This window comes from Moorena sp. (assembly GCF_982860115.1).
This window is the reverse complement of sequence record NZ_CEYLVT010000196.1, coordinates 1-14,124: the sequence shown is the minus strand read 5'-3', so window position 1 is coordinate 14,124 and position 14,124 is coordinate 1. Positions and strand designations below refer to the sequence as shown.

Here is a 14,124-nt window from a genome sequence, read left to right as displayed (position 1 = left end):
CCATGACGATGTTACCTAACACCTAACCCCTAAAACCTAACCCCTGTAAGATTTTTAATTAGCTTGTCACCCCATGAGAATAATTTTAGTCTTGTAGCCCAAGAGTAATCTTGGGCTTTATTTTATGGTTTTTATCAGCTCCACTAGTTTTGTGGACATAACTGTTTTAGTTTATTCACTAAATTAGAGAGAGGTTAATTATCAAACTACTGTTCAAGGTAAGTTATAGGTGAATTCTGAGCTATTACTAGGTTTAGCAGCAGGTAACTAAATCTAATTGTGTGACAAAACTGTTTTTGCTTTAGCTTCAATAAGCTCTCAAAATACTACACAGACGAAATTATTTTTAATAGGATAAAAACAGGAATCAACAAATTACTCATTGATTCCTGGTCAACGACACACATAAATTAGTGGAGTAAAACTAAAATGGCTAACATCAAAATTGATGATATTAAGCCTACTGGTGCTCAATTGTTTGCGGATTCTGAAAGTTTCATCAACGATCTCCAAGACAACGAACTTACAGTAGCAGGGGGTTTTTATGCAGGAGATTCAGTTGAACCTGTTATTATTATCGTCATTCCACCAGATCCTTGTTGAGCCGATAGCTTAAGGTGATCACAGGGAGTAGTCAGGTAAGCTATTAGCTATCAGCTATCAGCTATCAGCTATCAGCTATCAGCCTATGGGCTACAGGCACGCTACTTGAGGTGCTATCAGCTATCAGCTATTCGCGTAGCCTGGCCAAGGGCTGACGGCTGACGGCTGAATGCTTACCGACTTTTTACCTAAGCAAATTTGCTCTAATTACCTATAACTTTATGACAAAAAAAGTTTACTTAGGACATTAATAAATTAGGCAAAAACTCAACAAACTCAAGTAATCCAAGTATGATTATAATAGAGATAAAAAATTATCATAATTAATTTTTGTTCCCTGCTCACTGCTCCAATGCCTTGGAGGCGATCGCAAACTACTCTGGAATTCTGGATGCTGGGTTTGAGGTAATCCCCGTAGAAGCTCGCGAACTGGATACGATCAGAGCCGAGGAAGTTCTTTTATTAATTTAATTACAAGATGGCAAATGTTTACTGGAGCCACATAGGACGAAAGTGCCTTAGCCAATTGAAAAGTGCTACAACCTAATCTTAGTCTCTTAGTCCAAGAGTAGTCTTGGGCTTTTTTTTATGGTTTTTCTCAGCTCCAATAGTTTTGTGGACATAAGTGTTTTAGTTGCTTCGGTAAATTAGCGAGAGGTTAACTATAAGAGGTTACTTGTGAGCTATTAGTAGGTTTAGCAGTAGGTAACTACATCTAATTTAATGACAAAAGTGTTTTTAATTTAGCATCAATAAACTGGATAAAAAGTAGAAAATTTCAATTGATATAACTAGGATAAAAAGCAGAAATCAAACATGGCTAATTGATTTCTAATCAACCACAATCGTTTATTGGAGTAAAGTTAAAATGGCAAAGATCAAAGTTAAGGACATCAAAGTAACTGGCGCTGACTTGTTCGACGATTCTGAAAGTTTTATGAACGAACTGAGTAATGATGAACTTGAGCAGGCGATGGGAGGACTTATAGTTCGAGTAGATTCAATCCAACACAGCTGTAATTGCTATCCCACTATTGGAGGCACTAAAACTGGAGGCACTAAAACTAGCATTTTCCAAACCTACCCATGTAGCCCTGTAATCCTGTAAACTCTTTTGACCAAATACCTTCACTGCTGAATCTTAAATTTAGGAGTGAAGGTTTGAGCAATCAAATGAGTAAAACTATTGTCCAACGTTCTGATCAGGGAGTCAGTCGATGTCTAAGTATACCCTTCCCCCTCTCAAGGAAGATTCTACAGTCACCTCAGCTTTAGAGCCAGAGTTATCCCAGGGGAAATTTCAGGATAAAAAACCACAATACCCTTCAGTGCTGCGTCCCAAATTAGCCTGTAAGGTTAATTGCTATCAAGATAAGCTGATTTTTTCTCAGGATGGTCGGGATTTCGCGTTTCAGGTTAACAGTCAATCAGGAAAAATCTTAAAAAAGTTCGTCTCTCTGATGGATGGGACTAAGACTCTGACTGAACTCCAACAAATTTTCTCGGCTAATAACTCTGAGCTGATCAATACTATTGTGCGTCACCTGGACGAAAACAACTTGCTGGATGACGTTGCTCCGGTTAGGGTTAATTCAGGCATCGACACTGTGCTGGAATTGGAAGATTTGACCACTGAATTGCTCAATCAGCAGGTTGATGAAAATCTGTTCCTGAAATCCATCAAATCACCAACATCCCAACTGCCAATCAACGTTGTTTATGGTTTTGTAATAGAGCATTACCACTTTATTTCTCAACAGTGCTGTTTTGATGCTCCTGGACTTAGCTTCCAAAGCTCTACAAAGGTTCGACAATTGCTCAATGAACGCTACACTCAAGAATACCGCCAAGACCAGGAACTGGTAATGGCAGCACTTAATGCTATTGGCATTAGCGGTGAGCAACTCGCGGACACCATGCCACTCCCAGAAACCATGGGGATGTGCAATGCGTTGACCTATTGGGCCAACTTTGAGCCACTCTTTTTCTTGAGTACTCTGGGATTTTTGGCAGGTCAGACCCGTAAGAATTTTGAATTTTATAGTAAAGCCTGTGAGCGTGTTGAACTAGATTCTGGCTTTATCAATCCGATTAGACAACTGGCAAACAGCAAGCTAAAACTCGAACCAGAAAACCTAAGCCGTCGCATCTTTCAAGAAATTCCTCACATTGATCCGCAAACAAAGCAGCGATTTAGAAGACAAACTTACCTCTTTGTTGAAATCTACAACAATTTCTACACAGCTATCTGGAATCATTACTCGTCTGCCAGTCATTTACTGCGGCGAGTTTCAGCAATTTAACTCCCTACTCCCTACTCCCTTTACAATATGTCATTAACAAAGGTTTTATTCCAACAACCACTGTTCAAAAATCGGGTATTTTTTGAATTCAAGGACACTGAAGTTGAAATTCATTATCGCGGTCAAGGATGCGCGATCGCAGTTGAGCCGGAATACCAGAACGAAACTGTCCAACTGCTAAGGCTCTTGCAAGCGGGGGGTATGTCCCCAGAGCAATTGGGTCTGGCCTGTCCAGGAATTAAAGAGGATATTCCCGAACTCCTCGCTGAGCTGGATCGCCGGGGTCTACTGATAGAAACCCATCAGGAAGTGGAATCTCGTGGGGTGAGTGGGCAGCAGTTCTATCGAGAGTTGTGCCGATTTCTTAACCGCATGAAGGGGCAATTTCCTCCTTCTCCTTTCTCAGAAAAGATGGCTGATGGGACGATTACCAGAAACCAGTTGATTGGTTATGCTTTGGAATCTTATCACGTTACCCATCTGTGTCCTAGACTCTTAGCGCCATCCTTAGCCAATTATGAATCCCCTGGAACTCAAAAACTTCTCCAGGAATTCTTTGTGTCTGAGTTGCACCATGACCGTTTGATTGAGAATTCCTTGAAGAGTGTGGGCATCGAAGCTGAGCAACTGCAACGGATGCAGCCCCTACCCATGACTTTCGCCGTCTGTTCCACCCTGGCCGTTTTTGCCAAGCAGCATCCCCTGAGCTTTAAGGCTGCACTGTTGTTGTTTGAGGAAGATGACAAGGTATTCCACGAGTTGTTTAAGCAGCAGTCCCAAGCCTTAGAGTTACCACCGGAATTTTATAAACCCATCCTGCTCCATGCCGGTATCAATGAAGAAGGGGCACATGACCAAATCACTTCGATACTGCTGGCAGAAGTGGCTTATGTGTCACCGGAAGAACAAGTAGTGGTTAAAAAGAATCTGGGCATTCTGCTGGAGTGTATGGTTCGGCGGACTCACGAAATTCTGGATTACTATGGTAACCCGAATAATATCATCCCTCGTTGTTTTACTTGAAAGGGAAATTTTCTATTGAATGGGAAGTATGAAGATAGTTATAAGTGTTGAGATATAAGTAGTTGAGCCTCACGCCTAAAATCATTCAATCATTTTAGTCTTTTAGTCCAAGAGTAGTCTTGGGCTTTTTTTTATGGTTTTTCTGAGTTCCAATAGTTTTGTGGACATAAGTGTTTTAGTTGCTTCGGTAAATTAGCGAGAGGTTAAGTATAAGAGGTTAATTGTGAGCTATGAATAGGTTGAGCAGTAGGTAACTACATCTAATTTAATGACAAAAGTGTTTTTGCTTTAGCATCAATAAATCATAAAACAACTAAACAAACTCAATTAATCCAACTATGATGACAACAGAGTCAACAACAGACATTCATTAGGGTCGGTTCAACAAGACGCTAACTATATTTTAGTATCTTTATTCAACTAATCAAAAATTAAACCTTTTTAAAAAAACTTTATAAGTAAATAACCACGTCGAGAGATTTATTCCATGCCAGTAATAGGGTCAGAACTATCACCAATCGCGACTATAGCCATTAACGCCACATTTTTATCAGAGCGGATCAATAACCCTTGTTACCAGAATGTTATTCCCCAAAAACTCGATCATGATCTGATTGAAGAACGCCTCAATACCTGGTCTAAACTCCTGGGAGGAGAACAACAATTTAAACAGCGCCTTCAGTGGGATGGATTAGACTTAACTACAGTCCGTAACTTACTAGAAACAGCAGAGTTTAGAGAAGATTACACCTTACCAACCTGGGCAGAAACCCTCAAAGAATTAATTGAAAATAGCAGCGCTTCATGGCTAACTTTAGAAGGGGAAGATAACTCTCCACTTGACTCCCAAAATCCCTTACCGTTTGAAGACTTTTATTTACCCTTTATCCGAGTAGGGCGCAGTAAATTATCTACTGGATTATCAGCAAACAGTCCAGAAACGTTGTTGAGCCAAGAAGCCTTCGCAGCCCTAGAAAGGAGCTTGCTGCAACAACTGGTTAATTTAGGAACAGAAACCTTACTATTTGAATTTAACACATTCCGGAAAACTCACCCTCCTACCAACCAAACGACTCCCCAAGAAAGTCGAATTAGTTATAATACTTTTTTAAAAAATCTTCTCAAAGATGGGGGTTTAGCATTTTTCAATCGCTACCCAGTCTTAGGTCGGCTGATAGCTAAAAACCTTGATTTATGGGTAGAATATACTACTGAATTCATCCAACGTCTACAACAAGATTTTTCGGCAATTGAACGTACCTTTTCTGATCAGGTAAGTATAGGAAACGTCCAAACAATTGAGACTTCCCTCTCCAATCCCCACCATGGTAGACGCTCGGTTTTAGCTCTTACCTTCTCTTCCGGAATTAAAGTGGTGTATAAGCCCAAAGACTTGGGTTTAGATCTTGCTTTCAATCAGTTACTATACTGGTGCAACCATCAGGAAACATCCTTAACCTTCAAATTAACTAAGATTCTCAATCGCCAGGGATATGGATGGGTTGAATTTATTGAGCAGCAACCTTGTGAAAATCAAGCCGCAGTTCAACGCTTCTATCACAGAGCAGGAATGTTATTATCACTGCTCCATCTATTAGGAGCAAGTAGTTGTGATCATCAAAATGTAGTTGCTAATGGTGAATATCCGATTCTGATCGATGGTGACCTGTTGATGCATCCTGTAGAGCACAGCGTGACGGAATCGGAAGACTGGTTTAAGTATTCAGTGCTGAATACAGGCTTTTTACCTGGTTGGGAAGGTGATATCTACTCGGCAAATCCTCAAGATTCCAGCGTCCTAGGTAATATTTGGCCCAAGCAAATAAATTCCTCTCGGGATTGGAAATTTATTAACACAGATGGGATGCACTTAGCTCCCAACACGGTGATTATTCCTGCCGGGACTAATGTGGTAATTCTAGACGGTAAAACTGTCTCACCTAAGAACTATGTTGAGGAAATCGTCACTGGCTTTGAGGAGATATATAACCTCTTAACTAAAAATCGGGAAATGCTCCTAGGGGCAGAAAGTCCTATCTGTGCCTTACAATGTTTAAAGTCTCGATTTAGTCTGCGCCCAACCCTCACCTATGGTATGGTCTCGAAACGCAGCCTCAGTCCTCAATATTTGCGTAATGGCGCGGACTATAGCATTCTGATCGATTTTCTGAGCCGTCACTACTTAATGGGTGAAGAAACCTTAGACTTTAAAAAACTATTAGCAGCAGAAACGAAGTCTTTACAACAGCTAGATATTCCCTATTTCACAGTATCTTGTAATAGTACTGCTCTAGAGTTAGGATCAGCTCAACCAATCAAGCACTTCTTTAAAACATCCAGTTACCAACGGTTAATTGCTAAAATCACAAGTCTTGATGACAAGGATTTAGCCAGGCAAATTAAATTGATTCGGGCGAGTTTTTATGCTAAGTATGCCCATTTGAATAAGAACAGTGCTGCTTTACAAGGAAGTTTATCCCAATTCTCGTCATTGAATCCTGACGAATTACTGGACGAAGCTATAGCAATTGGCAATAGTCTTGTTGCCAGTGCAATTCATACTGGTGACGGCTGCAACTGGATTGATTTAGATTATATCTCCAAGGCGCACCGCTATCAACTTGGGCGATTGGATGATTCCTTATTTACGGGGCGAGCTGGAGTTAGCCTATTCCTAGCAGCTCTAGCAAAAATTACTGGTGAGCAAAAATTTAAAGAGGTGGCTTTAGCAGCTTTATCCCCTTTACGTCAGTCTCTTAAGAAAGCACAAGCCGACCGAAGCTTGTTGCAGTTAAGACTTGATGGAATCAAATTAGGTGGTATCCTCGGTTTAATGGGGCTAGGTGGGATCATTTACAGTTTGGTTAAAATTAGTCAGTTTCTCCAAGAGCCAGCCCTTCTCGAAGATGCCCAGCAAGCTGCAAAACTAATTACAGCAGATGTAATCGCTGCCGATAAAATGCTGGATATTATTTTTGGAGTAGCGGGGGCAATTATGGGCTTATTAACTCTCTATCAACAGACAGGTGAGAAAGTCCTATTAGACACAGCAGTATCCTGTGGCAATCATCTCCTATCACAGCGAACTGATACCGCCCCTAGAGCCTGGAAGACAATCAGTAAAACCCCATTAACTGGATTTTCTCACGGTGCAGCAGGTAATTCCTTCTCTTTACTACATCTATATGCTGCCACAGCAGACAAAGTTTATTTGGAAGCAGCGAAAGAAGGAATCGAATATGAAACCAGTGTCTTTGACACATCAGTCCGAAACTGGCCATATTTCCTTTCATTGGAACAAACAAATCAAATTAATTTCTGGCATGCCTGGTGTCACGGCAGCGTGGGGATTGGATTAGCCCGTTTAGGCAGTTCAACGATTCTACAGACAGAGGAAATTTACTCTGACATTGAGGTAGCTTTGGACACCACCAAGAAGTATGCAATATCTAATATAGATGTAGACCATCTCTGCTGCGGGAGTTTGGGCAGAAATGAACTGTTTGTCGTCGCATTCCAAAAACTTGGCAAGCAGGAATGGCTAAACACAGCTAGGGCACAGGCTGCATCGGTAGTTAACAGGGCAAAACAAAATGGAGCATATGCTTTGTTCCCTCATTTGCCTAACTCCGTTTTCAGTCCTAGTTTTTTCAAGGGAAGCGCAGGTGTAGGTTATCAATTGTTGCGTTTAGCCTCTCCAGAATCCTTACCTTCTGTGCTGATTTGGGAGTAAAATGAACTTTTTCGGTGGGGTTGATGTCACCAAGACCCAACTTCTCCATACTGTGTTGGCTTTCGCCATTACTCTACCCTACCTAAGCCAAAATCACAATTTCATAAACTGAACGATATTAATACATAAGTTTACTTTGTAAATCAGCGTCAGAATCTTCTGGCGCTGATTGTTCTTTATTTGCATAAGCTCGACGTTGTCCAGTCAACTACTGTAAATCAAATGATTAGGCAAAATTTCCAGTATTGAGTAGGTAAATTTTACTAGTTTGCTTGGTTTAAGTGACATAATTGTTTTAGTTATAGCGGAATTAAATAGTGATTTAAATGTTATTTAATCCTGAATTATTCTTTTCGTCAATAATATCGACTGTGTTTTTAACAAAAAAACTAGAATAAAGTGTATTTTTTATGTCATATTTATCTATGATTTTTTTATAAAAAAAATACCAAAAATGGATAGTATTCAACTATAAATTAAGCATCAATAGCTTAATTTATAATCAACACCAATCACACAAATTTATTGGAGTTAAACTCAAATGGCTAATATTAAGGTGCATGAACTCTCTTCTCTTAACCTATCTGGTGCTGAGTTGTTTAACGATTCAGAAAGCTTTATGACGGAGCTGAGCGATGAAAGTGAGCAAATGGCTATCCTAGGAGGTTGTTGGCGTTTTACTTTCCAACCTTGCGGATGCACCCTAGGAAATACTGTTAATATATGCCAGCAAGGGACTGTTAATATATGCAATCAAGGGACTTTGATAGTATGCAATCAGACCTTTTAAGCTTAAGCATTCAACAACAATTTCATGATGTAAAATATTTCAACCTTGGTTTCTGAGTGCTATTAGTTAGTATCTCTCTAGCTAAGGTACAAAAGTCATATTTTACACCACCTACTGCAGGTGTAATTACACTTGCAGTAGGTAGGTTTAATACCTGAAGGGTAAGGAGATTAGAACTCAAGCAGATTATTTTAATCCAAATTATTAACAATCTCAACTTTCCCAATCTCTTCCTTCAACCACCCACTAAACAAATCAGACAGAATCTCAGACGGCAACTTCCCATCCAATTCCGATTTAACAATCTCCTCCACCAAAATCAGATGCACTCCCTTAGAACTCACAATCGGCTTAAGTAACTGTGGCGGCTCAGCAGCAAAGACAGCAGCAGAAATTTCTGGCTTAAACTCCTGACGATTAACGATTCCCCGATATCCTCCAGAGCGGCGTAACTCAGTATCCTAGATGTATTCGTGAGCAATCTCATAGAAACTTGTTTCCCCTTCATCGAACTGATAAAAAATAATTTTAGTCTTTTAGTCCAAGAGTAGTCTTGGACTATTTTTTATGGTTTTTCTCAGCTTCACTAGTTTTGTGGACATAAGTGTTTTAGTTGATTCGCTAAATTAGCGAGAGGTTAAGTGTAAGAGGTTAATTGTGAGCTATGAATAGGTTTAGCGGAAGGTAATGGCATCTAATTTAGTGACAAAATTGTTTTTGCTTTAGCATTAATAAGCTGTCAAAATAGTAGACAGATTAAATTGAATTTAAATAGGATTAAAACAGGAATAAATTACTAATTTATTCCTGGTAAAGAACACAGATTCATTAGTGGATAAAAAACAAAATGGCTAATATTAATATCAAGGATCTTTCAGCTCTTAATCTGACTGGCGCTGAGTTGTTTAACGATTCAGAAAGCTTTATGACGGAGCTGAGCGATGAAAGTGAGCAAATGGAAGGAATTCATGGTGGTAGTAACGATAGCATTATTTGCGGTTTTCCTACTTGTAAAGTGGTTTCATGCCTAGGGGAATCCATAGTAGCAGCAATTGTTTAAAGCAATTGCTAATAAGTGACGGGGTGACAAACAGCCTTAAAAACCTTACTGGGTGTGGGGTGACCGGGTGTAGGGTGTCGGGAAAGATCAGGAGCTTGAAACGTTGGTAGCGATGCAGAGCGGTCTTGGGGAGGCAGTGCGGTCTTGGGGGTTCCCCCCATGAGCAACTGCCGTGGTTTCCCCCACTCGCTATTGCATCAAGAAGGGAAGGTTGAATCAGGTTGGGGACGGAAGGTTTTTGCTGGGGTCACTCTAAATTCCCTTCTATTTTCCCCACACCCCACCCCCAAAACCCCACACCCTGTCTACTTTTTAGCCTTGTTGTCACCCCCTCAGGTATTTCAGCCTATTAATTTGCTTAAAGATGAGCTTTTGGCTCAAAATTACATAACCTATATCGAACAAGGTCTTGAGATACTTGTTTCGGTCAGTCGCTGTCCCTTTGGCTGAAGACTTAAGCACCAAGTCCATAGGTAGGGTGGGCAGCAAATTTGCTCATCTCACTGATAGAGTTTTATACCAAATCCGGTTTAATTAAGACTATATTCAAAACAATCAAAGTCCTTGCTTATAATTGATTTGATGATTTAGGTAAATAACCTATAATATAATAACCGGATTTGGTATTTATTATTTATTCATCTGCGTAAGTCCTGAGCTTTTAACTCAAAAGAATTAGAGCAATAAATTTATAATAATAACCTAAGCAACTTGACCACTTAATTCAAAGTGCGTAACAACTTCAACTTCCCCAATCTCTCCCTTCAACCACCCACTAAACAAATCAGACACAATCTCAGACCGCAACTTATCATCCAATTCCGATTTAACAATCTCCTCCACCAAAATCAGATGCACTCCCTGAGAACTCACAATCGGCTTAAGCAAGGCGGCTCAGCAGCAAAAACAGCAGCAGAAATTTCTGACTTAAACTCGTGACGCTTAACAATTTCCCGATATCCTCCAGAGCGGCGTAACTCAGTATCATTGATGTATTCGTGAGTAATTTCATAGAAACTTGTCTCCCAATACGGTTCGGTTAAGCTCTAAGCAGTACTGATTATATAGAATGTTCGTGTTTCAATTTTGGCTCCAGTTCCTTTATGTATTGGTTTCTTGGAAGGAAATTTAGCTCTAGTTTTTTTAACGACTCGCGGATTACTTCTTCCTTCGCGCTCTGGAATCTGCTCGTCATAGATTTCTGTCATTAGCCAGGTTAAAAAAAAGGGACTTCTTCTGGCTCAAGACGTTGAAATTTAGGAACGGCACGACGCACAACATTAAGCGTTCCAGTAAAACTTAATCGTAAAGGGGAGATTTGAGCCCGTTCGGCAACTTGATACATTAGGGAACGTACAGCCCAATGACCAAGAAGCCAACCGTAAATTTCTTGAACTACCTCACGAGGGTTTAGGGAGCGAATTGGAGTTTTGCGGCCATTAAGGTGGACTTTTAGTTCATCAATAGTATTTTCTACTTCCCAACGTTGATGATATTCAATCGCCAGTAATAAAGCGGGGAATAAAGCAATATCTGTCAAACTAGTAATAAGGCGATAAATTTCTGGCTCTCCATCAGTATCAATGGTATATTCAATGACTCGTACTAGGATTTTTGTACCACCCTTTTTCTTGGATTTACGATCAGGGGTAATCCACGATAGGTAAGAGCCATCTGCCAAAACTTTCTCTACCTTGAATTTGGCATTTTTTGGCACTCGTCCTAAGTAATCACATTTTTGATCAAGGGTTGCTCTTACCATTCCATAAGAATGTAGTCCTCTATCCCACATCAACAACATTCCTGCCATGACTGACCGTAGTAATTTTTTTGCTCTAACTCGCTCACCCATACGGTATGGACACATTAACGCATCAACGATTAAATGCGTTCCGGCTTCAATTAGTAGCACTAAGCGGACTTTGGGGAAAGCTGTTTGAGTACCAGGACGACTACCAGGATATCCAAACACCCTTGCGTTTGTCTGGGTATCTGGTACATCGAATAATGTGCCATCTATCGCCATTATTCGCAGTCCTCCAAGAAAAGCTCCTGGTGTGTCAACTGTTGCGTGCATGACTTACTACTGAATGGAAAAGACGACTCATTACCTGACACCCTATTCTTTGTCGTGCTTCAGTAATTGAGGATTTACAAGGTACTCGCCAATACTTCCCCACTCTCACCCAACCTTCGCTCAAACCATCAACTAGATTTTTCAGTACTGTTCTCATCGAAGCTTTTGACCATAAACTCATGGCAATGATTAAACAGACAACCAAATGTGAAGGTAAAGCTCGCCTGCGCTCTTCTTTGACTTTTGTATCCGCAATCGCCTGCTCTATTGCTGATGATGGAATCGCTACTTCTAAAGCTTTGAGTACTGTACCTGATTCAATCTTCGGTACAACCAAGGAAAATTCTTTGAGTTGCATTTTGCCCTTCGCACCTTGAACACAATTACCAGTTTACATGCTTTTCAAGCTTAACCGAACCGTATTGACTTGTCTCCCCTTCATCAAACTGATAGAAAATAATCTTAGTCTTTTAGTCCAAGAGTAGTCTTGGGCTATTTTTTATGGTTTTTCTCAGCTTCACTAGTTTTGTGGACATAAGTGTTTTAGTTGCTTCGGTAAATTAGCGAGAGGTTAACTATAAGAGGTTACTTGTGAGCTATTAGTAGGTTTAGCAGTAGGTAACTACATCTAATTTAATGACAAAAGTGTTTTTGCTTTAGCATTAATAAAATTTCAAAATCCTAGACACACGAAATTAATGTGAATAGGATTAAAACTAGGAATTAAAAATAACTAATTGATTCTTATACAAACATTTATTTTTGGATAAAAATACCATGGCTAATATTGGAATTTCCGACCTACATCCGGTTGGTGTCAACCTCTTCGATGATTCTGAAAGCTTTATGATGGATTTATCTGATGATCAACTAGATGTGACAGGTGGCGCGACTCCAGCAGTGGCTATATTAGTGGTTACACTACTGACACCTCGAGATGCTCATTAATCAAGGTATTAACTTTTTTAACCTACATTCCGCATCCTAAAATTGCTCCCTAGCGGAAATCTTAGTTTTTTAGTCCAAGAGTAATCTTGGGCTATTTTTTATGGTTTTTTTCAGCTTCACTAGTTTTGTGGACATAAGTGTTTTAGTTGCTTCGGTAAATTATAGAAACGCTAACTATCACAAGACTGGTCAAGGTAATGTATAGGTTAATTATGAGCTATTACTAGGTTTATCAGCAGATAAATACCTCTAAGTTAGTGACAAAACTGTTTTGGCTTTAGCATCAATAATCTCTAAAAATACTAGACAGATTAAATTTAATTTAAATAGGATTAAAACAGGAATCACAAATTACTAATTGATTCCTTTTAACGAACACAGATTAATTAGTGGAGAAAAATCTACATGGCTAATATTAATATCAAGGATCTTTCAGATCTTAATCTGACTGGTGCTGAGTTGTTTAACGATTCAGAAAGCTTTATGACGGAACTGAATGAAGAGGGTGAGGAAATGGGAGCAATCCACGGTGGTGATTTATGGTGCGCACTTCCCACTTGTTTGGATACTGGATTGGCATGCGCAGGGTGTTCTTGTGATATAATAATCCACTTCGCGTAGGACTTACGCACTAACTCCATAGGTAGGGTGGGCAGATTCGCTGCCCACCTCACTGATAGCGTTTTATTTAGTCATCTGCGTAAGTCCTGAGGTTTTAACTCAAAACAATTAGAGCGATAAATTTATAATAATAACCTAAGCAACTTCACCACTTAATTGAAAGTGCTTAACAATCTCAACTTCCCCAATCTCTCCCTTCAACCATCCACTAAACAAATCAGACATAATCTCAGAACGCAACTTATCATCCAATTCCGATTTAAGAATCTCCTCCACCAAAATCAGATGCACTCCCTGAGAACTCACAATCGGCTTAAGCAACTGTGGCGGCTCAGCAGCAAAGACAGCAGCAGAAATTTCCGGCTTAAACTCCTGACGCTTAACAATTCCCCGATATCCTCCAGAGCGCCGTAACTCAGTATCATTGATATATTCGTGAGCAATCTCATAGAAACTTGTCTCCCCTTCATCCAGGGCATAAAACAGTTCCATGGCTAGGTCTTTATCATCTAAAACCACTTCGTAAATAACGGCAGCCGCATAATCCAGCTGATGTTCAAAGAAATAGGGTTCAACTTTATCCGCAAACAGATGTTGAACTACCTTACCAGCAATCAAATTAGTATACACTATCTCTTCAAAATCATCTAAAGACATACTGTGTTGTTGCAGCCATGCCCAAGTGTCCTCGGAATTCTCAAGTTTGTTCATTAAACGGAATTGGTCGGCTGCCTTTTGAAGGTCTTCAATCTCTACACCAATGCCAGCACTTTCGGCAGTAGCGGCAATAATCTTGCGGGTAACAATCCCTTCAATAATATCAGGAATTTGGCAGGTTAGTTTAACTTGGTGAAGAATATCGTTAGTGGTAATCGTAATAGCTGGTAACATGATTATTTATTGGTAGTTGGTAGGGAATCGGGAATCGGGAATCGGGAATCGGGAATCGGGAATCGGGAATCGGGA

The 14,124-nt window shown here is 40.0% G+C and carries 12 protein-coding genes and 2 pseudogenes; 9 read left to right on the top strand and 5 right to left on the bottom strand.

The genetic code is table 11. The features are described from left to right. The first annotated feature begins 429 nt into the window (after positions 1-429). The 6 genes from AC4II3_RS25295 (at position 430) to AC4II3_RS25270 (ending at position 7,662) form a co-directional block, all read left to right on the top strand. A complete protein-coding gene (locus tag AC4II3_RS25295) occupies positions 430-603 on the top strand; it encodes a hypothetical protein (RefSeq protein ID WP_488014560.1) in 174 nt (57 codons plus the stop codon). 330 nt (positions 604-933) lie between these two features. Then, entirely contained in the window at positions 934-1,074 is a 141-nt protein-coding gene (locus tag AC4II3_RS25290) for a hypothetical protein (RefSeq protein ID WP_488014562.1), read from the top strand. A 397-nt stretch (positions 1,075-1,471) separates the two neighbouring features. Then, a complete protein-coding gene (locus AC4II3_RS25285; RefSeq protein WP_488014564.1) occupies positions 1,472-1,711 on the top strand; it encodes a hypothetical protein in 240 nt (79 codons plus the stop codon). A gap of 109 nt (positions 1,712-1,820) precedes the next feature. Further along, complete coding sequence (locus AC4II3_RS25280; protein WP_488014566.1) at positions 1,821-2,906, top strand: thiaminase II/PqqC family protein; 1,086 nt, start codon at positions 1,821-1,823, stop codon at positions 2,904-2,906. 27 nt (positions 2,907-2,933) lie between these two features. Continuing rightward, positions 2,934-3,929: a thiaminase II/PqqC family protein gene (locus tag AC4II3_RS25275; protein ID WP_488014568.1), complete on the top strand. Its 996-nt coding sequence runs from the start codon at positions 2,934-2,936 to the stop codon at positions 3,927-3,929. A 487-nt stretch (positions 3,930-4,416) separates the two neighbouring features. Next, positions 4,417-7,662, top strand: a complete 3,246-nt coding sequence (locus AC4II3_RS25270) for a type 2 lanthipeptide synthetase LanM family protein (RefSeq protein WP_488014570.1) — start codon at positions 4,417-4,419, stop codon at positions 7,660-7,662. Positions 7,663-8,643: 981 nt separating this feature from the next. On the opposite strand, the pseudogene AC4II3_RS25265 reads toward AC4II3_RS25270, so the two are convergent. Then, a pseudogene (locus tag AC4II3_RS25265) lies at positions 8,644-8,976 on the bottom strand (peptidylprolyl isomerase); the annotation flags it as partial. A gap of 323 nt (positions 8,977-9,299) precedes the next feature. Between AC4II3_RS25265 and AC4II3_RS25260 the strand changes: the two are divergent. Then, complete coding sequence (locus tag AC4II3_RS25260) at positions 9,300-9,512, top strand: hypothetical protein (RefSeq protein ID WP_488014572.1); 213 nt, start codon at positions 9,300-9,302, stop codon at positions 9,510-9,512. Positions 9,513-10,214: 702 nt separating this feature from the next. On the opposite strand, the gene AC4II3_RS25255 is transcribed toward AC4II3_RS25260, so the two are convergent. From AC4II3_RS25255 to AC4II3_RS25245, 3 genes and pseudogenes are all read right to left on the bottom strand, one after another. After that, positions 10,215-10,385 (bottom strand): hypothetical protein, encoded by a 171-nt coding sequence (locus tag AC4II3_RS25255; RefSeq protein WP_490722918.1) that lies wholly within the window; start codon positions 10,383-10,385, stop codon positions 10,215-10,217. A 7-nt stretch (positions 10,386-10,392) separates the two neighbouring features. Beyond that, on the bottom strand, positions 10,393-10,524 hold the full coding sequence (locus tag AC4II3_RS25250; RefSeq protein ID WP_488017232.1) for a hypothetical protein: 132 nt from the start codon (positions 10,522-10,524) through the stop codon (positions 10,393-10,395). Between the two features lie 204 nt (positions 10,525-10,728). Continuing rightward, a pseudogene (locus AC4II3_RS25245) lies at positions 10,729-11,857 on the bottom strand (IS4 family transposase). Between the two features lie 509 nt (positions 11,858-12,366). On the opposite strand from AC4II3_RS25245, the gene AC4II3_RS25240 reads away from it, so the two are divergent. Together AC4II3_RS25240 and AC4II3_RS25235 are read left to right on the top strand one after the other, a co-directional pair. Beyond that, a complete protein-coding gene (locus AC4II3_RS25240) occupies positions 12,367-12,537 on the top strand; it encodes a hypothetical protein (RefSeq protein ID WP_488017328.1) in 171 nt (56 codons plus the stop codon). 405 nt (positions 12,538-12,942) lie between these two features. After that, positions 12,943-13,158: a hypothetical protein gene (locus tag AC4II3_RS25235; protein ID WP_488017326.1), complete on the top strand. Its 216-nt coding sequence runs from the start codon at positions 12,943-12,945 to the stop codon at positions 13,156-13,158. A 135-nt stretch (positions 13,159-13,293) separates the two neighbouring features. Here AC4II3_RS25235 and AC4II3_RS25230 read toward each other — a convergent pair whose 3' ends face one another. After that, positions 13,294-14,049, bottom strand: a complete 756-nt coding sequence (locus tag AC4II3_RS25230) for a peptidylprolyl isomerase (RefSeq protein WP_488017324.1) — start codon at positions 14,047-14,049, stop codon at positions 13,294-13,296. Between the last annotated feature and the right edge of the window lie 75 nt (positions 14,050-14,124).